The sequence below is a fragment of the Caldalkalibacillus mannanilyticus JCM 10596 genome, from assembly GCF_000615945.1.
In the GTDB taxonomy this organism is placed as follows: domain Bacteria; phylum Bacillota; class Bacilli; order Caldalkalibacillales; family JCM-10596; genus Bacillus_AT; species Bacillus_AT mannanilyticus.
In genome coordinates, this window is record NZ_BAMO01000038.1 from 29,498 (window position 1) to 49,953 (window position 20,456).

Genomic DNA, 20,456 nt, shown 5'->3' on the forward strand with positions numbered 1-20,456 from the left:
CGAAAAGACGGTTAGTTATATGGAGCCCTTTACTTTCGTCATTAATACTGAACTAAAGAAAAGACATCATACTGCGAACCGATTTTTTCTCTGCCATCTAAATACGTAAGTTCGATCAGAAACGCACAACCAATGACCTTCCCGCCTAATTGCTCTACTAAACGAATCGTAGTAGAAATCGTTCCCCCTGTTGCTAATAAATCATCAGCAATAAGTACTCTCTGACCCGGAGTAATGGCATCCTTATGAATCGCTAAGGAATCCTTGCCGTACTCTAAATCATACTCTTCTGTGACGATCTCTCCAGGAAGCTTTCCTGCTTTACGAACAGGGACAAATCCTTTTCCTAGATGAAAAGAGATTGGGCAGCCAATCACAAAGCCTCTTGCTTCAGGACCTACAATCACATCAATCCCTTGCTTATCCGCATAGCTAGCAAGCTCCTTAATGGCAGCCTGATAAGCCTCTCCATCTTTCATTAAAGTCGTGATATCTTTAAAACGAATCCCTGGCTTCGGAAAATCCTCCACCACTCTTATTTTTTCTTTAAAATCCATTATGCGTATGCCTCCTCTAATTGATAGGAATGATCTATTAGTTTCTCTAAAGTCATAATCATCTCTGAAAAAGAAGAATAGATAAGTTCTTGCTCGAGCTGAATCTCCTCTTGCTTGATTTGATATGTCTTAGATTGGTGAAGTTCTTTTTTGACCACATTTGGTTGAATATGAATGACACCATCTACTATTTTAACAAATTCTAAATCTAAAAACACCTTCGTCATAAAAGAAATTGTATTCATGCTCCAACCTTTATGTTTAGCTAAGGCTGCCCCTTGCTGCTGTAAGCTAAATGTTCCTTTTTTATGCAGCAGAGCATAGAACCATTTAAAATCTTCTCTTCCCGGAAGAACAGAGAAAAAATGCTCCTCTTCATGCTGAAAGAGGACATAAACCCGCTTAACCCTTTGAAGGGCTGCACATAGCTTTTTCAATTGTTCCTGATCCTGCGGCAAATCATATAAGATACACGTATCGATCTCAGCAAGAGAGCATGAATCATTTTCTACATGAAAAGTACCCTTCTGATCCCATCTGAGCTGATGAATATGGCTGGTATGTTAAGCTGCTCTGCATGCTTCTCCCGACAAAAACAAACTGCCATTTGCTCCTCTGCCCGAAGCTGCTCCCATTTGTCTTGCAGGTTCTTTACTCCTCGCCAATCAAAAAACTGTCGATGCTCCACTCTCATATCCCGAATCATGATCTGCGGCTTTTTCATGCCATTCCACTCGTTAATCTCCAATTGACCAATGACATCTACTCTTGCTTCATGACTAATCAAGGAAGTAAGGTCCCCAAGTCCAAAGCCAATTCCATCTAAACAAGCGGCTTCTTGGCTAAATTGGCATTTCAAATGCTGCTGTGAAGAGCCAACCCCTCTCATTTCCTTCAATTTGACATTGTTCAATAAAATAGTTGGCTTCGGGTTGTCAACTCCAAAAGGGGCTAGCTTCCCCAATTCTTGAATGGCTTCAATATCGATTTCTTCAATTATGCTTTCTATATCAATCGCTGTAACGGGTATGAAATCTTCTTCATTTAACCATTTTTCTGACAATAGTGCCATTCTCTCCCGCAGCTCTTCGAGATCATTGGCAGCCAACGTCATTCCCGCTGCCATAGGATGGCCTCCGAAGTGTGGTAACAGGTCCTTACACTCCGTTAAAGCCTTATACATATCGAAGCCCTCAATACTTCTTGCCGAGCCCTTTGCCTTTCCTGTTTCAGTATCAATCCCTAAGACAATCGTCGGGACATAATAACGTTCGACCAGCCTTGAAGCGACAATCCCGATCACACCCACATTCCAATTCTCTTTCGCCACGACAAGAGCTTTGGGTTTCAGTGTCGAATATCGTTCCTCTACCCATTCTATGGCTTCCTTCGTTATTTCGTCCACGGTCGCCTGTCTTTGTTTGTTTAAGTGATCAATATCCTCAGCCAAGATGGAGGCTTCGTCAGGATCAGTTGAAATCAGGAGTTGAACAGCTTTCACCGCACTCTCCAAACGACCACTTGCATTGATTCTCGGTCCTAAAGAAAAGCCGACCTTCTGCTCATCAATCAGTTGATCTGCAAGACCAGCCACTTTAATAAGGCTTCTAAGCCAATATGTCTAGTGTGGTTCAAGTTCTTTAGTCCATGATAAGCAATCAATCGATTTTCTCCTTGAAGTGGCACAAGGTCTGCAATGGTTCCAATGGCTGCAAAATCAAGCAAATGATAAGGTACTTTCCCAAGTAACGCTTGTCCCAGCTTAAAGGCTACCCCAGCTCCGGCTAAATATTTGTAGGGGTATGTACAGCTTTCCTTCTTCGGGTTAACAACCGCTACACATTGGGGAAGCTCTGGAGGCGGCTCGTGATGATCCGTAATGATAAAATCTAGGTCCAGCCCAGTCCCAAACTCTACTTCCGCCTTAGAAGAGATTCCGGTGTCCACAGTAATCATCAGCCCGATTCCTTGCTCCTTGGCTAGTTTAATCGCCTGTATATTTAGACCATACCCCTCTGTAAATCGGTTAGGGATATAGAAATCAAAGTCAGCACCTAATTCCTTTAAGACGTGAACCATGATGGTCGTACTACTCACACCATCACAATCATAATCTCCATATATCCGAATCTTTTCTCCTTGTGAAACGGCTTGTTGAATTCGATCTACCGCTTCTCGCATTCCCTCCAACAAAAAAGGATCATGGAAGCGACTCTCTTCGATTCGTACCATCTCTTTTGCATCTTCAGGGTTCTGATAACCTCTTGCTATTAGAAGTTTTGCTACGAGAGAGGAAATTCCTAGTTGTTCCTGCCATATGGCTATCTTCTCTGCATCATATTCTGTTACTTTCCATCTCGTTTTCGAAGTTAACATGAAAAAAATCACCCCTTACCCTCATCCATTATACTTGATGAAGGAAAGGAGTGACAATGTAACATTTATTCTTTCTCGATTTTCTTACCCTATTCAGAGTTTGTTCAGTCAGCCATTACTCCCCTTCTTTTTTGTCTGCTGCTTCCTTTGGTTCCTCTTGTTTAGGCTCGGTTGCGTCTTCTTTCAGAGCATCTGGCCCCAGCTTTTCCTCTATTTTTTTGCGCAATAATTTATTTTCTTTTTGTAGTGAAAATTGCCTAAACAACCCCACAGAACCTACAATCATTCCTCCAGCCAGAGTGGAAAATAAAATAACAAGGATAAGTGGAATGGATGCCTCTCCAAACAAATAATGGACTCGAACTGATTCTACATTAATCACTGAAAAAATTGCCACAATAACAGCAAATATAATTCCTAAGATAAGCGATGATTGTCCTTTCATATCAAACCTCTCCTTTTTTCTCTTGTTTGCTCTATGATCTTTGTTACATTTACTTTATCTCTTTTTCATCTCCTCCATTTTTCCCCTCATCATAAGGGTTAATATGGATTAAGACATTATGTACATGGTCATGTTTTTGGATCAGCTTTTCTTTTACTTGCTTCCCTATACGATGTCCTTCTTCTACCGTAAGATACGGATGTACAGCGATTTTGATATCCACAATCACGTAATGTCCATGCTCCCTCGCATGAAGCTCATCAATTTGTATGACTCCCTCTACGCTCCCGGCAGTTTCTCTTAATTCTTGAGCATCCTCTTCATGAAGAACATGGTCCAAGGTATTATGGATGGATTCTTGTCCAAGCTTCCAAGCCATCCGCACAACCATAATGGAAACAACAAATCCAGCAAAAGGATCTAAATACACCATCCATGGTATTCCTATGTAGCCTCCTAACACAGCTCCACCTATCCCCACCACGGCAGCAATGGACGAGTACACATCGGAGCGATGCTCCCAAGCATTAATGATCAGTGCATCACTCTTCAGCTTTTTGCCCAAGCGATATTTGTATTGAAACATAATTTCTTTGGTAATAATCGAAAACAACGCAACATAAATAGCAATCACACTTGGGGTTACAACTGGTTCAAACATGGCTTGAAATGAAGCATAACCAATCTGTACTCCAACCATAAATAGAATGACAGCAACGATAATTGCTGCAATCGACTCTGCTTTGCCATGTCCATAGGGATGGTCCTCATCAGGTGGAAGCTTGGCTGCTCGTAATCCAATAAGTACTGCTAATGAACCGACAACATCTGAAGCTGAGTGTACAGCATCCGCAACTAACGCTCTAGAGTTTCCTACTAATCCAACAACGATTTTTATGATTGCTAAGACAATATTTCCCACTATACCAACCCACGCTGCAAATTCAGCTTGTTTGAAGCGTTCTGGGTTATGTTGATGCTGCATTCTCTGCCTCACTCCTTCGTTTTAGGGCTGCTATGTATACCGTTCTAACCGTCAAGTGAGCAAAAATTCCACTTGACAGTTAGTCCACTTTTCCTAACGCTGCTCTTTTCCCTTGCCGAATTACTCATTTCACCTATTAGCTATTTCCACTTATTATAAATATATATCAATACAAGCGATAATGGAAACATATATGTGCTACCGTACCATTGGTGGACTTTTTATAAACTCTGAGTTGGTTTATTACATTTTTTTTACAAAAGAAGCGCAAGATTTTAAGAAGAATTTGACTCACTATTCATCAGCTTTAACTTTCTGATATCCCTGACTATTTGACCAGTTGTAATTAGAAAAACAATAACAGCTACTGGATTTGTGTAAGTAATTCCTACCTGAGATGTTCCTCCAAGTAGATTTAAGATGATTAATATACTTACTGAATAAATCATCATAAAAATATTAAATCTAACAGTTTCCTTTAGTTCTTCTCTTTCATTTTTTTTCTTCCACGTCATAGGTAATAACAACAAAAAAATAACCAAGACGACCATTAAATAGGCGGTGAATTTGGTAGGAAATACTTCACTTAATATAAAGTAAGGAAAGTAATCATTTATTAATAAAATTGTAAATCCTATCAACAAGCATAGTCGAAAAGTGAAGGAAACAGCATTTTGAATTATTCCCATCAACAAATCACTCCTGTAAAATTAATTTAGAACGGGATAAATTGAAAATACAACACAATACACCCTAAAATCCATACATAGATGGCAAAAATCTTCAAGGAGCCTTTCTGCAAATAATGAATCATCCACCTTACCGCAATATAGCCTGAAACGGCTGAAGCCATTGTCGCTATGAGCAGAAAGGTATAGGATACTTCTGGGGTTTTGATTCCCGATACCAATTCAAAGGATTGCAGTACAATCGCACCTGAAATAGCAGGAATAGAGAGCAGAAAAGAAAAGTATGCTGCCGTTTCGCGATCCAGCTTGCGGAAAAGGGAAGCCGCAATGGTCAAGCCTGAACGTGAGATCGCTGGCAATATAGCCATCCCTTGAAAGACTCCAATAAATAAGGCGTCACCATAGGTAATATCATTCATTTTTTTAGCACCCTTTTTTATGGAATCTGCAAACCATAACACAACTCCTGTGGCAAGAAACTCCCAGCCTATTGTCCTTCCACTCACGGAAATCTCCTCAAAAAAATCCTTACATAATAAACCAATGACGACAGCAGGAATGGTTCCTAGGATCAAGAGAAACGATAGCTTACTAAAAGGCTTCTTGATCATAGACAAGAGCTCATCCTTATACACGACCATAACGGCAATAAGAGTTCCGATATGAAGCATCGTATCCAAAAACAACCCCGCTTCTTCCAGTCCAAAAATAATTCTTCCTAAAAAGAGATGTCCTGTGCTGCTAATGGGCAAAAACTCAGTTAACCCCTGCAAAATCCCTAGAATAATGGCTTGTATCCACTCCATCCAGATCTCTCCCTTACTCTACATTCGATAATTCCCTACGATACAAGCTATGGCTTGTCAGCTTGTCTTATGCTAAAGAAAATGGAGGAGAGGTAGATCAGAAGAGTTTAAAAAAACCGACTTACGTCCGTTACCTTATATAAAGCAACGATGTAAGCCGGTTATCATCCTTTTTTCTATGAGCCCTCTGGCTGTGGACGATACATTTTCTTTTTTAATTCTCTTCCTTTTAAAACTAACCAAACTTGAGCTGCAATAAAGATGGAGGAATAAGCCCCAACAAACAACCCAATCATCAAAGCGAAAGAAAAGTTTCTAATCCCTTCTCCTCCAAGGAAGAAGAGAGCTACAGCAGCTACAATAACGGTTAAGGAAGTATTAATCGAACGCGCCAAGGTTTCTACAATACTTCGATTTACGACAGCAGATAAGTCCTCAAAGGTTTTTACTTTGGCAAACTTCATATTTTCTCTGATCCGGTCAAAGATAACTATGGTGTCATTGATGGAATATCCTACTATCGTCAGAATCGCTGCAATAAAGGTTAAATCTACTTCTACTCGAAGGAGAGAAAACACCGCAATGACAAACAAGGCATCATGAAAGAGAGCAATAATAGCCGCAATTCCATAACGGAACTCAAAACGAAAAGCAACGTAAATGATGACCCCAATAGAAGCAATCAGAATAGCAATAACAGCATCTCTCGCTAATTCTCGGGCAACCATTGGTGAAACAGTGGATTCATTAAGCGCAATATGCTCAGCTCCATATTTCTCGATAAGGCTAGTTCGATCTCTTTAATCTGCTGAGGATTGAGCATGTCCTGAAATAGGATCATGGCATACTCATTCTGATTCCCAGCCGTAGTTATATCACCGGGAATATGCCCTGTTCCACTGACAATCTCTCGAACCTCACCCGCTGTAAAGGATTGGTTTTCAATCAATACCTCCAGCGATGTACCACTTTCAAAATCTACCCCTAGATTTAAGCCCATAAAGAGGAGAATCAAAATACCTAGTCCAATAATGGCTCCAGAAACCATAAAATACTTATTACGATGCTGGACAAAATCCAGTCCTAATTTATCTTGATCAAAGTTCACGTATTTCACTCTCCTTTACCCCAAACCAGCGAGGTTTGCGATCGAAGGCTCGACTGGAAACTAAAAGACTTAATAATAATCTCGCTCCAAATACGGCTGTTAGAATACTTAATAAAATACTTAGAATAAGCATCACAGCAAATCCTTGAATCGCACTACTTCCAAAATAGAACAGGACTCCAGCTGCTAGGATCGTCGTAATATTGGCATCCATGATCGTTCCTAAGGCTCTTCTTGATCCAGCTCTAAAGGCGGACATCAACGTTTTTCCTGAACGAAGCTCATCCTTGATTCGCTCATATGTAATAATATTGGCATCTACTGCCATCCCCACCCCTAGAACCAAAGCAGCAATTCCCGGTAAGGTTAAGGTCGCATTCATCCAATCAAAGACCAATAAAATTAAGTAAATATAAGCAATAATCGTGACGGCAGCTACAACACCAGGGATACGATAATAGAACAACATATACAGGATGATAAGAGTACAGCCTACATATCCTGCAAAGATTGTTTTATTCATCGCATTTTCACCCAGCTTAGCTCCCACACTTCTCGCTTGCATCTCCACAAGCTCAACAGGTAAAGCACCTGCATTTAGTAAATCAGACAGCTCCTTGGCTTCATTAAAGTCCCAATAAGCAGAATCAATGACTCCTGAATTAGAAAGGACTGCACGTACCACAGGTGCTGAGATATATTTTGGCTCCTGTCCTGTTAACTCTTTCATTTTTTCCACTTCATAGGAGTCTACTCCCTCTTCAAAATCCATCCAAATAACCATTGGCTGACCTAACACCTCAGTGGTAATCTCCCGTACTTTATTCGGGTCTTTAAAATGCATTTCAACCATTGGAAGATTGGTATTTGGATCATAAACAACTCTTGAGGAACCTTCTTTAAGGTCTTCTCCACTTAGTAACTCATTATCTTCCGCATCTCGAAAGGTAAGATGAGCTTCGGTTGAAAGAAGTCGTCTAGCATCATCTGGGTTGTCTATTCCAGCCAGCTTTACTCGAACACGATCCGTTCCTTCTGGACGAATATCCGGTTCACTAACTCCGATGACATTGACTCTTCGGTCTAGTGCAGCCACCGTGTGACTAATTAACTCTGATGTGACCTCTTGTCCATCTTTCGGTACTACTTGATACAATATTTCAAATCCACCCTTCAAATCTAAGCCCAATGTAATACCTCGGGCTACATCCATCACCGTACCGCCAATAGCAGCAAAAGTGAGAAGAACGATGAGAAGGAATATAATAATCCTGCTCCATTTGGTCATGAATCCTAGTGCCTCCTTTTTAGTCCAATAACTCCATTATACGAAACCATAATTTTCTATGTCAATTTTCCTTGCATTGCCTGCATCGTTAACCAATTCATAAACATAGTTGGCTTCAGTGAATAAATATCATTGACAACCTTGCTTAGTTGTGGCCACTCCTTCTTGTACTTAGAAGTGACACAGAGCCATATATCATCTGTCGTCACTGCATCATAGCCGAGCATATGAAATTCCTCCATCTTGCTCTGCAATACTTCAAATATTTTTTTCTTCAGCTCAAGTTGACGTTGACTCTCCATGATTTAGATTCCCCTTAGCCAAAAATTGAAAAACTGAAAACCCCCATAATAAGTCCTGCGATCAGCACCCCTAGAAAAATTGCGCTAAAGGCATACGTGACACGAATATTAAAAATGATAGCAGCAAAGCTAGCGGTCCACGCACCTGTAACGGGTAGTGGAACAGCAGTAAACAGAATCAGCCCTACAGCACCAAGCTTCTCAACTTGGGAGCTTCTTTTCAAAGTTCGCTGATATAACCAGGTGTAAAATCGGTCATACCACTTAAAACGTCTTAAAAAATCGCTTAAAGGCTGGAACAACAACAAGATAGGAAGAACAGGAATCATATTTCCCGCGACCCCTAGAAGTAACGCCTCCCAAAAGGGCATATTGAAGACCCCTATAGCCAGCGGAATACTTCCCCTGAGCTCAATAATGGGAAGACAGCTCATAATCAGTACAATCCACTCTGGAGGAAGATTACCTAAAAAATGCAATACGGTTTCTATTATTTTTTCTTTCAACTCACTCATTTTTGCCTCTCCTTTTTAAATCTTGGTCATGACAAGCCATACACCAAGCATATAGATAATTAACAAATACGGACAAGTAGGATAAATGAAGAAGGAAGGGAACAAAGATGAGTAAACAAACCTTTTTACAAGGGACTATTATTCTCATTATCGCTGGATTAATCACCAAAATTCTTGGTTTTATAAACAAAATCGTTATGGCTCGAATACTTGGTCCTGAAGGAATCGGGCTCTATATGATGGCAGTGCCTATCCTCATTCTAGTCATTACATTAACACGTCTAGGTCTACCTGTTGCGATCTCTAAGCTTGTCGCTGAAGCAAGTACACAAGGGGATCATCAGCGCATCAAAAGAATTTTAGTCGTTTCCTTAGCGATTACAGGTTCCTTGAGTGTGTTATTTACCATTCTTACGATTATGGGTGCTAAGGTGCTTTCCACTCTCTTTTTGACAGATCAAAGAGCGTATTATCCTCTTGTTGCCATTACTCCCATTGTTCCAATTGTCGCCATCTCGTCCGTTATTAAAGGGTATTTTCAAGGGAAACAAAATATGAAGCCTTCTGCTTACTCTCAAGTCATTGAACAAGTTGTGCGTATTTCTTTAGTCGCCTTCTTATCCATTCTCCTGCTACCCTACGGATTAGAATTTGCTGCTGCGGGGGCGATGATCAGTGTTGTTATTGGTGAAGCTGCCGCATTGCTGTATCTCTTCACAACCTTTGAACTTAGAAAGGGGAAAACCTTTAAGATAAGGTCTCAATTCTTCGCCCAGCTAGCCAAAGGAAAACAAACGCTAAAAGAACTCTTACGCATTGGATTACCTACTACTGGGAGTGGGCTTATTGGCTCCATTTCGTGGACGATGGAAGCCATCATTGTAGCCCAAAGCCTAGCGCTTGCAGGCATTGCGACGGCTGTGGCGACGGCACAGTATGGACTTCTATCTGGATATGCCATTCCTTTAGTCACACTTCCTATGTTCATTACTTATTCTCTATCTGTATCCCTTGTTCCTGCTGTAAGTGAAGCGGCTGCTAAAAGAGATTATCGTCTTATCCACAGAAGAATCTATCAAGCGATTCGCATTGCTCTTTTATTTGGGGCTCCAAGCACTGTGCTTATGTATGTATTTGCTGTCCCTTTAACGAAAGTGATCTATCAAGCTCCAGAAGCAGGCGTTTTTCTGCAAATTCTTGCGCCCTTCTTCTTACTACTATACTTTCAAGGACCGTTACAAGCAACCCTTCAAGGCTTAGACAAAGCAAATGCAGCTATGATGAACACCTTATCGGGAATGTTGTCAAAATCATAGCCATCTTTCTTCTTGCCTCACGACCTGAACTTGGTATTAATGGCGCCGCGATGGCGATCAATATCGGAATCTGCTTGGTCACTCTTTTACACTTCTTTTCTATTGTTAAAATCATCAGTTTTTCCTTACATATCTGGGATTTTATTAAGGTGGGCGTCGCTATGCTAATCATGGCTTATTCTGGAAAATATATGCTAGAGAAATTATATGGGGCTTCCATTGAGCTTCTTTGGGCACTGATTCTTTCCATCATTGGAGCTATGTGCGTCTATCTCTTCTCCCTAATCATGTTGAAAATGATTGGGAAACAAGACGTCGAGCGTATCCCTTACATTGGAAAAGGAATAGCTCCACTCTTTCCCAAACGCTAAAGAATCCTTTGATTTGAGTATTCACTTCAAAGGATCCTTCAGCTCAATAAACCATTCTCCAGTGGAATCAATACTGCAAAACAAAATCTTTTTAAAATCAGAGGTACCTGCACGTTTTTTCAGTTCTGCTTTAAGCCAAAAACGGTTCTTCCCCAATTGTTTAAGTCCTTCTTCTAGGACATCCTGATCTTTAATTAAGATAACGGGCAATTCAAAGCGTTTTGCAGGTATATTCAAATCCTTCTTCGTTACATTTAGCTCCTCTTCCTTTGGAAAAACGGTGAGCTTTCCTGAAGGTTCTAAAATGGCAAATTCCACTTGGGAGAGGCTGTGAATTTTATTTTCTCTTAACTGGAGCAACAAATCATCAAGATTGTATCTCTGCTTTTTCATTTCACTTTCCTTCAATTTGCCATGCTCAACAATAATGGAGGGCTTCCCATCAACGATATCTCTGATCTTCTGTGACTTTAAAGAAATATATGACATGGTAATTTGAATGATAAATAAGACAATAATCGGTACTAAGCTATGGAACATGGGGATCATTGTACTCTCAAGAGAAATCACCGCCAATTCGGCGATCATAATGGAAACAACGAGATCAAAGATGGAAAGCTTCCCTATTTCCCGTTTCCCCATGATCCTCATAATGACCATAATAAAAAAGTAAATAAACACCGTTCGGAGAACTAAGATTCCAATATCCATTGCAAGCCGCCCTCCTCTTGTATCAGAAACTCTTTTTATTTTCACCGAGCAAAGAATGAATCATTCGCTAAAAAGATATAAAAAAAAGTTTTAAATACTGGGACAAGTGAATATCTTGTACCAATAAACTAATTTTATTGGAGAGGAGGATTCAATTGGAGAATAAATTATGGATCACCCCGATCCTGTACGGATTGATTGCTGTCGTTGGCACATTGTTAGCCTCAAGCTTTATGTTATCACTTTTGTTACACTTCACCGCTCTAAGTGAAACAGCCATCCATTGGTTTTTGCTTCCCATTACACTAATTACCTTATTTGCAGGAGGCTTTATTGCCGGCTTAAAATCCGGTACCAAGGTTGGTATGTAGGAGGGGTAACCGGACTTGCTTTTTTACTCCTAGTCTGGCTCATTTCCTTCCTTGGTTTTGATACGGCATTTCGCTTGCAAAATCTGTTGATCTATTCCTCCTACCTTCTTAGCTCAGTCATCGGCGGAGTGATCGGTGTCAACATGAGTCCTAAAAAATTCTAGTTGAATAAGGGAAAAAAAGCTGACTTTCCAATGACCTAGGGTCATCATGAAAAGCCAGCTTTTTTCATTCTATGTACGTCGAATTAATCTTTATTTACAGCGTTAATCGCAGTTCTTTCAAATACTAATCGAGTACTATCTGATACTTTCAGAGTCACATTGTCATCAGTAAGCTCAACAATCGTCCCATGAAGCCCACCAATCGTGATGACCTTGTCTCCTTTTTGAAGAGCATCTAGCATGCTACTACGCTCTTTCTGTCTCTTTTGTTGCGGACGAATAAGTAAGAAATAAAAAACAGCAAACATCAGTACCAAAGGTAGTATAAAGCCCATAACTGAATCTTGCATTGTTGTTCTCCCTCCTTTGTTTATGATTATTTTTTAGAAGGCACGAGCATTTGGTTTATTTAACCCATACTCTTCAAAAAACTGATTGCGATAATCAAGCAACGAGTCCTGACGAATCGCTTCTCTTATATTCTCCATTAATTTTAATAAAAAGTAAAGGTTATGATAAGAAGTAAGTCTAAATCCAAATGTTTCATCGCATTTCACCAGATGTCTGATATACGCTCTTGAATAGTTCGTACAAGTATAGCAATCGCACTTTTCATCAAGCGGTCTGAAATCTCGTGCATATTTCGCGTTTCGAATCACAAGCCTTCCTTCACTTGTCATCGTTGTCCCATTCCGCCCAATCCGAGTCGGTAAGACACAGTCAAACATATCGACTCCACGAATCACTCCATCCAATAGGGCATCGGGAGAGCCAACTCCCATCAAATAACGCGCTTTATTTTGCGGCAGTAAAGGAGTCGTACTTTCTAGAACCTCATTCATCAAATCCTTGGGTTCCCCTACACTTAGCCCTCCAATAGCGTAGCCTGGGAAATCAAGAGCGGTGATCTCTCTGCACTCTGCTCCCGCAAATCGGCATACATTCCACCTTGGACAATACCGAAAAGAGCCTGATCATGAGGTCTTTGGTGTGCTTTTAAGCAGCGTTCTGCCCAGCGTGTTGTTCGCTCCAAGGATTGTTTTACATAATCACGATCGGCTGGATAAGGGGCACACTCATCAAAAGCCATCATAATATCGGCTCCAAGATTATTTTGAATCTGAGTTGCTTTTTCAGGACTGATAAAGAGCTTTTCACCGCTTAAATGATTCTTAAAATGAACGCCTTCTTCTTCAATTTTACGCATATTACTTAAACTAAATACCTGAAACCCTCCACTATCCGTTAAAATGGGACGATCCCAATTCATAAAGGAATGCAACCCCCCTGCTTCTTTCACGATGTCATCTCCAGGTCGTAAAAAGAGGTGGTATGTATTACTTAAAATGATTTGAGCATTCATCTGCTTCAAATCTTCAGGGCTCTGCGTCTTTACAGTAGCTAGAGTCCCTACAGGCATAAAAATAGGGGTTTCAATCGTGCCGTGAGGCGTATGTAGTCTTCCTAATCGTGCCCCTGTTTGTTTACATGTTTTGATCAGTTCATACTTTACTGCCATGATAGCCTCCTACAAAATAATCATTGCATCTCCAAAACTAAAGAAACGGTACTTTTCTTTAATTGCCTCTTCATAAGCTTGCATAATGTTCTCTCGCCCTGCTAAAGCACTAACAAGCATCATTAAAGTGGATTTGGGAAGATGGAAATTCGTAATCAATCCACTGATCGCTTGAAATGGAAAGCCAGGATAAATAAAGATGTCTGTCCAGCCTGAACTCTCCTCGAAACGCCCATGATGATCTCTTGTAACTGTTTCAAGCGTGCGGCAAGAGGTTGTTCCAACAGCGATGATTCTTCTTCCATCCTGTTTTGCCTTATTCAGCAGTTCTGCTGTTTCCTTATCTAGCTCGTAATACTCCGCATGCATTTCGTGTTCTTCAATATTATCCACTTGAACAGGACGAAATGTTCCTAATCCGACGTGTAAGGTAATATAGGCGATTTGTACACCTTTTTGTTCGATCTGCTTTAGAATTTCTTCCGTGAAATGCAGACCAGCCGTTGGAGCTGCCGCAGAACCTCGATGCTTGGCAAACACCGTCTGATAGCGGTCAGGATCATCTAATTGCTCTTTAATATAGGGAGGTAGGGGCATTTCTCCAAGCTGATCCAATATCTCTGGAAAAATTCCTTCATATTCAAATTGGAGTTTTCTCCCACCAACAGGAGTTTCCTCTAAGCATGTTGCTTTCAATAGTCCCTCACCAAATAAGATAACAGTTCCCTTTTTTACCCTCTTACCTGGCTTAACAAGTGCTTCCCATACATCTCCTGCTTCCTGTTTCAAGAGAAGAACTTCAATTTTAGCTCCTGTATCCTCTTTGACTCCAAATAATCGGGCAGGAATAACCCTCGTATTATTCAATACGAGGGTGTCTCCCGCTTGTAATAAATGAAGAAGATCACTAAACGTATGATGAGCAAGCATACCAGTCTGTTTATCTAGATGGAGTAAGCGCGAACTCGTACGGTCTTCTAATGGAGTTTGAGCGATTAATTCCTCTGGTAAATAAAAGTCATAATCATTAACATTCATCTTCTGTCTCCCATTCCTGTCATTACCCTAAAGTTTTTTCTCCAATTTAACATCCTTATGGAAATAGTGTTGCAATATTTGACGATAATCATACCCTTCAACGGCTAGTCCACGCATTCCCCACTGAGATACTCCTAGACCATGACCAAATCCGTTACCATGAAAACGATACATGGGAGCTTTTGATGCCACACGCACTTGTCCATTACGTGCTAGCATCACAAATTGATCAGAGTTCCCTGTGACAGCAGAAACCTGCTCAGAGCCCCCTCTAAGAGCAAACAGCTTTGCTTCTTGAGCATTCGCCTGAGGATAGCTTACTTTCTGTCCCCCCGCTCCTAAAACTGTGAAATTCCCCATTTCTTCTACTTCAAATTTAGTAGAACGAAGAGAACGGGTTCCTCCTTCTTTGAACACAGAACGCAATGCATCTCGGAATGATTGGATGACTGTCCCATTAGCTTCCATTCTTGTTGCTCTACCTGATTCTCCTCTTTCTGTTACCTTTAAAGAAGTTACAGGTTGTGAAATCTGTTGACCAGCTTGATTCGGCATGGCATTTATAGAATCTCTTATTTCCTGTGCAGAAAAGGGACCACTGATCCACGAATACGCATTGTTTTGTTTCACTTCTTCAATAATCAGGACTCGTGATCCTTCGTTTAATGTACCTACAATATTCGTGTTAATATCGGTAGTCGGGCCTGATCTGTAGTTAAGAGAAGGCGTATTGACCGTCCCATAACTAAAGCCAAGAGGAGAGGTTTGGGTTGTCTTATTAATATACTGACTATGCACAAACCCTACTTTTCCTGTCGGATCTTGAACCGGTACCATGTTGCTGCCACATCTGCTGGATGGCTATCCTTACTACTGACAACCTTATGTGTCGGAACGGCAGTTCCCCATACCTCTCGACCGTCCGCTGTCATACCACCTGCATTCGAATAATAGAAGGTAGAAAAGACTTGTCCATTGTGTGTAAGAACCTCTCCTTTGGTCGCATCGACAGCATTTCGTATATTCTGCCCTTCAACATTAAAGCCATAATAGGCTTGGTCCGCTGTGGTATCGGACAGATGAGCAATCCCGTATTTATTAGCTTGTCTTCCCATAAAGGCATAGTTTCTAGCTAGAACTGCTTGCGCTTTTAGCGTTTCTATCGGCCAGCTATCTCCAAGCTCGGAGCCGACAACTCCGTATAAATAGTGTTCTAATGGCAACACGTTAACGAGGGCAAAACGTTGGTTATGCTGACTGATTTCCATCTGTCCACGGTACTTTCGATTTTGCTTCTCCGAAATGGTAATCAGAGGTGTTTTTCCGCTGACACTTTTCGGCGATATGGTTATTTTCTTCCTAGTTAAATAATACGGAACTCCACTTTGATTTCCTTCTAGATAGCTGCTGGTATGCAAAATATATTCATCTGCTTGGGCTGGAGCAAACGTAATTTGAGGAAAAGCCTGCTGAAGCTGATTTTGTAAGGTAGACTGCTCTGTTGCACTCGCACCATCCCCTACCCATACTTGATAGCTCAGTGCTGTTCCCGTTCTGACTTGAGCAAGGTAAGCATAATAATCCTGCGCTTGAATCTGTCCCAACCTAGCATTCGCTTCTTCCAATGTAGCAAAAGACCCTGCTAGCACACGATGAGCCCCTGCTAAGGTCGCATTCGCAGCCGCTTTTGACCTGATTTCCTGTAATCTTTTCTGCGCTTCTTCCTGAGTAGCTCCCATTGAAGCAATCACTCGGTAGACGGTTTCATTATTTTTCTTCTGTTGAACAATCACGTTGGGAAAGCTATGTTGCGATAGTGTTTGAGAAATCGTTCGCGCTCCTGAAATATCTTTCGTTTCACTGGCAACGATAAAAAACTGATCAAGTGATACACGTAGTGAAGAAGCATCCCCAATGTTAAGCAGAGCACCTGATTCCCCTCCTAACGTCAAGCCTGTTTCACTTGTCAGGGTCACTATTGAGCTGGTACTTTGATTCATCATTAATCCTATTCTAATATCATCCTGAGAAGCACTAGTTGAACCACTAGTAAATATTGTTGTTACTATCGTAGAAAATAGAAGTATAGCAAGAAATAAACATCCTTTTCCTAGACGACTCTTCAATCGAAACAAATGATCTCACTCTCCCTTATTTATCTATTATTTTGTAACCATAACCTTCTAGATTATGAGTTCGATTGTGGCGGTTCTATCTTAAAATGGTGATAAGCAGCTGGAGTAACAACCCTTCCTCGGGGGGTACGCTGCAAGAAACCAATTTGCATTAAGTATGGCTCGTAGACATCCTCAATCGTATCAGGTTCTTCTCCTATCGTAGCAGCAATCGTATCAACTCCAACGGGTCCCCCACCAAAATGCTTCATGATAGAAAGCATAAATTTATGATCAACATAATCAAGTCCCAGCTTATCTACCTGTAATCTTTCTAGCGCTTCCTTCACCAATTCTTGATTAATAACCCCATTCCCTGCCACTTGTGCAAAATCACGTACTCGCTTTAACAAGCGATTGGCAATACGAGGGGTTCCCCTGGAACACATCGCTATTTCTTTGGCTGCTTCGCCCCTAATTTCAACTTGGAGGATATCAGCTGCCCTTGATATGATAAAAGCCAGCTCATCTACTTTATAGTATTCTAAACGACTGACCACTCCAAAGCGATCTCTTAAAGGTGCAGACAATCTTCCTGCTCTCGTCGTTGCTCCAACAAGAGTAAAAGAGGGTAAATCGAGTCGAACTGACCTCGCACTCGGTCCTTTACCGATCATAATATCTAGACAAAAGTCCTCCATCGCTGGATAAAGAACCTCCTCAACACTCCGGTTCAAGCGATGAATTTCATCAATAAATAAGACATCTCCTTCTTGGAGATTCGTGAGAAGTGCAGCAAGATCTCCTGCTCTTTCAATGGCTGGGCCTGAGGTAATTCGAAGATTGACTCCAAGCTCGTTGGCAATAATATTGGACAACGTGGTTTTCCCCAATCCCGGTGGACCATATAGGAGTACATGATCTAAGGCCTCTTGGCGCATTTTCGCTGCTTCAATAAATATTTTTAAATTCTGTTTTACTTGTTCTTGACCTATATATTCCGTCAGATATCGAGGGCGTAAGCTTAATTCCACATCTGAATCTGATTCGATCATCTGCGAGGAGATAATACGATCATCCATATTTACGTCCACCTTTTTCTAGATTCTACTTTATCAGGTGGAGTAAAAACTCCATCTGATGGACCTACTTTTATAGACGAATCATTTCATTAAAAGTTGTAGTCCAAGTTTAATATAACGATCTGTCGTCCAGTCGCCATTTCCTTGCTCCTTCCATTCGGGAAGGATTTTGTTGACTTCTTTTTCCGAATATCCTAATGCATACAAAGCTTCAATCGCTTCATTCATTTCGTTTGATTTTTGTTTTGTTGTTTGTCGTTGAGCTTCTTTGAAAGCCGCTGGCTGATAGCTAACTAGTTCATGTGCAAAGCTGGCTTCTAGAGCCCCAAGCTTATCTTTCAAGTCAATGATGAGCCTCTGCGCTGTTTTCTTTCCTACACCTGGAAGGCGAGTTAGAAAAGCCAGATCTTCCGACTGAATAGCTATAATTAACTGCCCTGGTGTACCAGCAGACATGATCGACAAAGCCGCTTTTGGTCCAACACCTGAAACAAGTAACAGTTTCTCGTATAGGCTCCTCTCTTCTCTAGAGATAAATCCGTAAAGAGCCAGTATATCTTCTCGGACATGCTGATACGTGTATATGGTGATTTCCTCTTGCTCTTTATGCTGAAGCTGAAAGGGGTTCGACATATGAACTTGATACCCAATGCCCCCTGTTTCTACCACAATATAGTGTAAATCAATATAGACTAATGTTCCCTTAATATAATCAATCATGTTTTCTTATCCCCTCATATACCCTTTCCTTTTTGGTGAAGGATGTGCTCTAATTGGGCGGAATGAGCATGACAAATCGCTATGGCTAACGCATCCGCTACATCATCAGGCTTCGGCTTTTCCTTAAGATGAAGAAGCATCTTCACCATTTCCTGCACCTGATTCTTTTCAGCTTGTCCATATCCCACTACGGCTTGTTTGACCTGTAAAGGTGTATACTCTGCAATAGGGACATTGGCTTCTTCTGATGCCAGCATCATCACTCCTCTCGCTTGTCCGACAGTAAAAGCAGTCGTCACATTGCGGTTAAAGAAGAGCTTCTCTATTGCCATCGCCTGCGGCTGATAGGTCTTCAAAAGATGCGTCATGGCATCATATATTTGCTTTAATCTTGTTTCTGTTCTTAAACCTGCTTCTGTCATGATGCTACCATATTGAACAGGCTTTAATCTACTTCCTTGCTTCTCAATGACTCCAAAGCCCACGATAGCAATTCCAGGATCGATCCCCATTATGATCACTGATGTTTCCTCCTACAAAAAGTCTTCCCGACGGTTAGAACGTAATAAACGAACATATATTTCCTTGTTCATTTTAACATACCCCTATAAACAAAAAAAGCCATAGAGTTTAATACTCTACGGCAAATTCCCCAAAAGTAGATAGTACACTTAGATATTCGGCTACGTTATGAATTTTTATTCCATTGCGTAAAAAGGTTACTTCTTCTTTTGGCAGCTTCGATTCGAGAAGCTCAGTATCGATACGGAAAAAAGTCTGGATCACTTGATTGTCCATGGGAGGTCCTTGGAATAAAGTGAGGACTCCATCTTCAGACATTCCAAAATAACCTTCATTTTTACATAAAGGAGATAAGTCATTAACCACATCTCTTGACAATGTGATTTCATCATCATTTTTTGCTGAAACCTTCCATTCTTCATTTTGTTTATCGATCCAAGCTTCTAATTCTTTGACATTTTTAAATTCCTTCACTTCCGTTTCAGTTCCGCATAGATATTTAGTTTTTAATAAAAGTTTTGTTGGATTCTTTGCCAGTACATCCAAACTTTCATCATGATGCAGGATGATCTGATCTTTTCTATGTTCTACTACCATTTGCAGCATAATAAAGGAGGAAACCAAAAGAAAAATAGATCCTAATAATGCCAGACCTCGGTACCTTCGTAATATTCTTTTTAATTTTTTTAATAAGCTAGACATTAAAAACCCCTCTTTTACTGGTTTTTTTTCAGTATTTCCAGTAAACAAGAAGGATATACACCTAAGATGGGCTCAACTTCATTATAAAGCAGATATAAAAGAGTAGAGGCTTATTTCCTCTACTCAGATTGAATACATTTGTTACTGGATTAGCGGGTAGCTCCAGTCCCAAATACTCCTCCACCCGTGTTCCCAGCACCTCTAGTACCAGTTCCAGCAGCTCCTCCACGAATCGGAGCAGTCATCGTTCTTCCTAGATCGTTCATCAATGTTCCTATTTCATTAGCCATATTTCGGATCGGTTGACCTGTACGAACACGATTATCAATGTCCCCTATACGTGTAACCATTCCACGATCTGTCGTAACATGGACCTGTTCGCCTCTGGTATGTCCTTGTAATTGTTGACGCACTTGTCTAACAAGATTATTCGTATTTCCTTCAGCGTCTACACCAACAATAACGGCATTATTGTGGAAGACAACCTTCGCATCGCGCACTCCATTAATACTCATGACTCTTCTTCTCATATCATCAGCACGGTTCTGGTCATAAGGACCAGCGTCCAAAGCATTATTGACACCAGCCCTAGCTCGAGCTCCTAAATCTGTTGGTGTACCAAGCCCCGTTCCTCTGTTCATTCCACCAGCACCTTGCATTCCAAACCCTGCTCCTTGGTTCATTCCACCAGCACCCTGCATTCCAAACCCTGCTCCTTGGTTCATTCCACCAGCACCTTGCATTCCAAGCCCTGC

At 41.0% G+C, this 20,456-nt stretch carries 25 protein-coding genes and 2 pseudogenes; 3 read left to right on the plus strand and 24 right to left on the minus strand.

Annotated elements, in window-relative coordinates; translation table 11 throughout:
* Window positions 1-41: 41 nt before the first annotated feature.
* The 13 genes from JCM10596_RS18425 to JCM10596_RS18465 all read right to left on the minus strand — a co-directional run bounded on the left by JCM10596_RS18425 (window position 42) and on the right by JCM10596_RS18465 (window position 9,071).
* Window positions 42-557 carry an adenine phosphoribosyltransferase gene (locus tag JCM10596_RS18425; RefSeq protein ID WP_025028394.1) on the minus strand — a complete coding sequence of 172 codons (516 nt, stop codon included), beginning with the start codon at window positions 555-557 and terminating at the stop codon, window positions 42-44.
* Window positions 557-1,015, minus strand: coding sequence for a single-stranded-DNA-specific exonuclease C-terminal domain-containing protein (locus JCM10596_RS30440; RefSeq protein ID WP_439644863.1), 459 nt, complete (start codon window positions 1,013-1,015; stop codon window positions 557-559). Before JCM10596_RS30440 ends, JCM10596_RS18425 begins: the two co-directional genes overlap by 1 nt.
* A gap of 50 nt (window positions 1,016-1,065) precedes the next feature.
* Window positions 1,066-2,151 carry a single-stranded-DNA-specific exonuclease RecJ gene (locus tag JCM10596_RS30445; protein WP_051541376.1) on the minus strand — a complete coding sequence of 362 codons (1,086 nt, stop codon included), beginning with the start codon at window positions 2,149-2,151 and terminating at the stop codon, window positions 1,066-1,068.
* A complete protein-coding gene (locus JCM10596_RS30450; RefSeq protein ID WP_051541377.1) occupies window positions 2,127-2,933 on the minus strand; it encodes a single-stranded-DNA-specific exonuclease RecJ in 807 nt (268 codons plus the stop codon). The genes JCM10596_RS30445 and JCM10596_RS30450 overlap by 25 nt, the downstream gene beginning before the upstream one ends.
* Window positions 2,934-3,048: 115 nt before the next feature.
* Complete coding sequence (locus tag JCM10596_RS18435) at window positions 3,049-3,378, minus strand: LapA family protein (protein WP_025028395.1); 330 nt, start codon at window positions 3,376-3,378, stop codon at window positions 3,049-3,051.
* Window positions 3,379-3,427: 49 nt separating this feature from the next.
* The gene (locus JCM10596_RS18440; RefSeq protein WP_025028396.1) at window positions 3,428-4,363 is read right to left on the minus strand and encodes a cation diffusion facilitator family transporter; all 936 of its coding nucleotides are present in this window, start codon (window positions 4,361-4,363) and stop codon (window positions 3,428-3,430) included.
* Window positions 4,364-4,638: 275 nt separating this feature from the next.
* The gene (locus JCM10596_RS18445; RefSeq protein ID WP_025028397.1) at window positions 4,639-5,052 is read right to left on the minus strand and encodes a hypothetical protein; all 414 of its coding nucleotides are present in this window, start codon (window positions 5,050-5,052) and stop codon (window positions 4,639-4,641) included.
* Between the two features lie 26 nt (window positions 5,053-5,078).
* Window positions 5,079-5,858 carry an undecaprenyl-diphosphate phosphatase gene (locus tag JCM10596_RS18450; RefSeq protein ID WP_025028398.1) on the minus strand — a complete coding sequence of 260 codons (780 nt, stop codon included), beginning with the start codon at window positions 5,856-5,858 and terminating at the stop codon, window positions 5,079-5,081.
* 176 nt (window positions 5,859-6,034) lie between these two features.
* Window positions 6,035-6,586, minus strand: coding sequence for a protein translocase subunit SecF (gene secF, locus JCM10596_RS30455; RefSeq protein ID WP_234410557.1), 552 nt, complete (start codon window positions 6,584-6,586; stop codon window positions 6,035-6,037).
* On the minus strand, window positions 6,568-6,966 hold the full coding sequence (locus JCM10596_RS30460; protein WP_234410558.1) for a hypothetical protein: 399 nt from the start codon (window positions 6,964-6,966) through the stop codon (window positions 6,568-6,570). Before JCM10596_RS30460 ends, secF begins: the two co-directional genes overlap by 19 nt.
* Entirely contained in the window at window positions 6,956-8,254 is a 1,299-nt protein-coding gene (secD, locus tag JCM10596_RS28920; protein WP_081792105.1) for a protein translocase subunit SecD, read from the minus strand. Before secD ends, JCM10596_RS30460 begins: the two co-directional genes overlap by 11 nt.
* A 56-nt stretch (window positions 8,255-8,310) precedes the next feature.
* Window positions 8,311-8,556 (minus strand): post-transcriptional regulator, encoded by a 246-nt coding sequence (locus JCM10596_RS18460; RefSeq protein WP_025028399.1) that lies wholly within the window; start codon window positions 8,554-8,556, stop codon window positions 8,311-8,313.
* Between the two features lie 14 nt (window positions 8,557-8,570).
* Window positions 8,571-9,071 (minus strand): COG2426 family protein, encoded by a 501-nt coding sequence (locus tag JCM10596_RS18465; RefSeq protein ID WP_034681708.1) that lies wholly within the window; start codon window positions 9,069-9,071, stop codon window positions 8,571-8,573.
* A 107-nt stretch (window positions 9,072-9,178) separates the two neighbouring features.
* On the opposite strand from JCM10596_RS18465, the gene spoVB reads away from it, so the two are divergent.
* Together spoVB and JCM10596_RS31495 are read left to right on the plus strand one after the other, a co-directional pair.
* The gene (gene spoVB, locus JCM10596_RS26395) at window positions 9,179-10,387 is read left to right on the plus strand and encodes a stage V sporulation protein B (RefSeq protein ID WP_369345669.1); all 1,209 of its coding nucleotides are present in this window, start codon (window positions 9,179-9,181) and stop codon (window positions 10,385-10,387) included.
* A gap of 50 nt (window positions 10,388-10,437) precedes the next feature.
* Window positions 10,438-10,758 carry a hypothetical protein gene (locus tag JCM10596_RS31495; RefSeq protein ID WP_439644865.1) on the plus strand — a complete coding sequence of 107 codons (321 nt, stop codon included), beginning with the start codon at window positions 10,438-10,440 and terminating at the stop codon, window positions 10,756-10,758.
* A 21-nt stretch (window positions 10,759-10,779) separates the two neighbouring features.
* Here JCM10596_RS31495 and JCM10596_RS18475 read toward each other — a convergent pair whose 3' ends face one another.
* Complete coding sequence (locus JCM10596_RS18475) at window positions 10,780-11,469, minus strand: DUF421 domain-containing protein (protein ID WP_025028401.1); 690 nt, start codon at window positions 11,467-11,469, stop codon at window positions 10,780-10,782.
* A gap of 233 nt (window positions 11,470-11,702) precedes the next feature.
* Here JCM10596_RS18475 and JCM10596_RS31500 point away from each other — a divergent pair.
* Window positions 11,703-12,004: pseudogene (locus JCM10596_RS31500) on the plus strand (TIGR04086 family membrane protein).
* An 83-nt stretch (window positions 12,005-12,087) separates the two neighbouring features.
* On the opposite strand, the gene yajC reads toward JCM10596_RS31500, so the two are convergent.
* From yajC to JCM10596_RS18530, 10 genes and pseudogenes are all read right to left on the minus strand, one after another.
* The gene (gene yajC / locus JCM10596_RS18485; protein ID WP_025028402.1) at window positions 12,088-12,354 is read right to left on the minus strand and encodes a preprotein translocase subunit YajC; all 267 of its coding nucleotides are present in this window, start codon (window positions 12,352-12,354) and stop codon (window positions 12,088-12,090) included.
* A gap of 33 nt (window positions 12,355-12,387) precedes the next feature.
* Window positions 12,388-13,526: pseudogene (gene tgt, locus JCM10596_RS26405) on the minus strand (tRNA guanosine(34) transglycosylase Tgt).
* 6 nt (window positions 13,527-13,532) lie between these two features.
* The gene (queA, locus tag JCM10596_RS18495; protein ID WP_025028403.1) at window positions 13,533-14,561 is read right to left on the minus strand and encodes a tRNA preQ1(34) S-adenosylmethionine ribosyltransferase-isomerase QueA; all 1,029 of its coding nucleotides are present in this window, start codon (window positions 14,559-14,561) and stop codon (window positions 13,533-13,535) included.
* A gap of 27 nt (window positions 14,562-14,588) precedes the next feature.
* On the minus strand, window positions 14,589-15,398 hold the full coding sequence (locus tag JCM10596_RS18500; RefSeq protein WP_025028404.1) for a DUF8618 domain-containing protein: 810 nt from the start codon (window positions 15,396-15,398) through the stop codon (window positions 14,589-14,591).
* Window positions 15,365-16,696, minus strand: coding sequence for a SpoIID/LytB domain-containing protein (locus JCM10596_RS18505; protein WP_025028405.1), 1,332 nt, complete (start codon window positions 16,694-16,696; stop codon window positions 15,365-15,367). Before JCM10596_RS18505 ends, JCM10596_RS18500 begins: the two co-directional genes overlap by 34 nt.
* Window positions 16,697-16,749: 53 nt before the next feature.
* A complete protein-coding gene (gene ruvB / locus JCM10596_RS18510; RefSeq protein WP_025028406.1) occupies window positions 16,750-17,757 on the minus strand; it encodes a Holliday junction branch migration DNA helicase RuvB in 1,008 nt (335 codons plus the stop codon).
* An 81-nt stretch (window positions 17,758-17,838) separates the two neighbouring features.
* Window positions 17,839-18,477: a Holliday junction branch migration protein RuvA gene (gene ruvA / locus JCM10596_RS18515; RefSeq protein ID WP_025028407.1), complete on the minus strand. Its 639-nt coding sequence runs from the start codon at window positions 18,475-18,477 to the stop codon at window positions 17,839-17,841.
* A 14-nt stretch (window positions 18,478-18,491) separates the two neighbouring features.
* Window positions 18,492-18,998 carry a crossover junction endodeoxyribonuclease RuvC gene (ruvC, locus tag JCM10596_RS18520; protein ID WP_025028408.1) on the minus strand — a complete coding sequence of 169 codons (507 nt, stop codon included), beginning with the start codon at window positions 18,996-18,998 and terminating at the stop codon, window positions 18,492-18,494.
* Window positions 18,999-19,107: 109 nt separating this feature from the next.
* Window positions 19,108-19,701 (minus strand): BofC C-terminal domain-containing protein, encoded by a 594-nt coding sequence (locus tag JCM10596_RS26410; RefSeq protein WP_148302643.1) that lies wholly within the window; start codon window positions 19,699-19,701, stop codon window positions 19,108-19,110.
* A gap of 149 nt (window positions 19,702-19,850) precedes the next feature.
* A partial coding sequence (locus tag JCM10596_RS18530) for a YhcN/YlaJ family sporulation lipoprotein (RefSeq protein WP_025028410.1) occupies window positions 19,851-20,456 on the minus strand: 606 nt, incomplete at its 5' end.

Bases quoted from the DNA above. Each gene is read 5' to 3' on its own strand.
- JCM10596_RS18425 (WP_025028394.1), bottom strand. From the start codon at position 557: ATGGATTTTAAAGAAAAAATAAGAGTGGTGGAGGATTTTCCGAAGCCA.
- JCM10596_RS30450 (WP_051541377.1), bottom strand. From the start codon at position 2,933: ATGTTAACTTCGAAAACGAGATGGAAAGTAACAGAATATGATGCAGAG.
- JCM10596_RS18435 (WP_025028395.1), bottom strand. From the start codon at position 3,378: ATGAAAGGACAATCATCGCTTATCTTAGGAATTATATTTGCTGTTATT.
- JCM10596_RS18440 (WP_025028396.1), bottom strand. From the start codon at position 4,363: ATGCAGCATCAACATAACCCAGAACGCTTCAAACAAGCTGAATTTGCA.
- JCM10596_RS18445 (WP_025028397.1), bottom strand. From the start codon at position 5,052: ATGGGAATAATTCAAAATGCTGTTTCCTTCACTTTTCGACTATGCTTG.
- JCM10596_RS18450 (WP_025028398.1), bottom strand. From the start codon at position 5,858: ATGGAGTGGATACAAGCCATTATTCTAGGGATTTTGCAGGGGTTAACT.
- secF (WP_234410557.1), bottom strand. From the start codon at position 6,586: ATGGTTGCCCGAGAATTAGCGAGAGATGCTGTTATTGCTATTCTGATT.
- secD (WP_081792105.1), bottom strand. From the start codon at position 8,254: ATGACCAAATGGAGCAGGATTATTATATTCCTTCTCATCGTTCTTCTC.
- JCM10596_RS18460 (WP_025028399.1), bottom strand. From the start codon at position 8,556: ATGGAGAGTCAACGTCAACTTGAGCTGAAGAAAAAAATATTTGAAGTA.
- JCM10596_RS18465 (WP_034681708.1), bottom strand. From the start codon at position 9,071: ATGAGTGAGTTGAAAGAAAAAATAATAGAAACCGTATTGCATTTTTTA.
- spoVB (WP_369345669.1), top strand. From the start codon at position 9,179: ATGAGTAAACAAACCTTTTTACAAGGGACTATTATTCTCATTATCGCT.
- JCM10596_RS31495 (WP_439644865.1), top strand. From the start codon at position 10,438: ATGGCGATCAATATCGGAATCTGCTTGGTCACTCTTTTACACTTCTTT.
- JCM10596_RS18475 (WP_025028401.1), bottom strand. From the start codon at position 11,469: ATGGATATTGGAATCTTAGTTCTCCGAACGGTGTTTATTTACTTTTTT.
- yajC (WP_025028402.1), bottom strand. From the start codon at position 12,354: ATGCAAGATTCAGTTATGGGCTTTATACTACCTTTGGTACTGATGTTT.
- queA (WP_025028403.1), bottom strand. From the start codon at position 14,561: ATGAATGTTAATGATTATGACTTTTATTTACCAGAGGAATTAATCGCT.
- JCM10596_RS18500 (WP_025028404.1), bottom strand. From the start codon at position 15,398: ATGGTACCGGTTCAAGATCCGACAGGAAAAGTAGGGTTTGTGCATAGT.
- ruvB (WP_025028406.1), bottom strand. From the start codon at position 17,757: ATGGATGATCGTATTATCTCCTCGCAGATGATCGAATCAGATTCAGAT.
- ruvA (WP_025028407.1), bottom strand. From the start codon at position 18,477: ATGATTGATTATATTAAGGGAACATTAGTCTATATTGATTTACACTAT.
- JCM10596_RS26410 (WP_148302643.1), bottom strand. From the start codon at position 19,701: ATGTCTAGCTTATTAAAAAAATTAAAAAGAATATTACGAAGGTACCGA.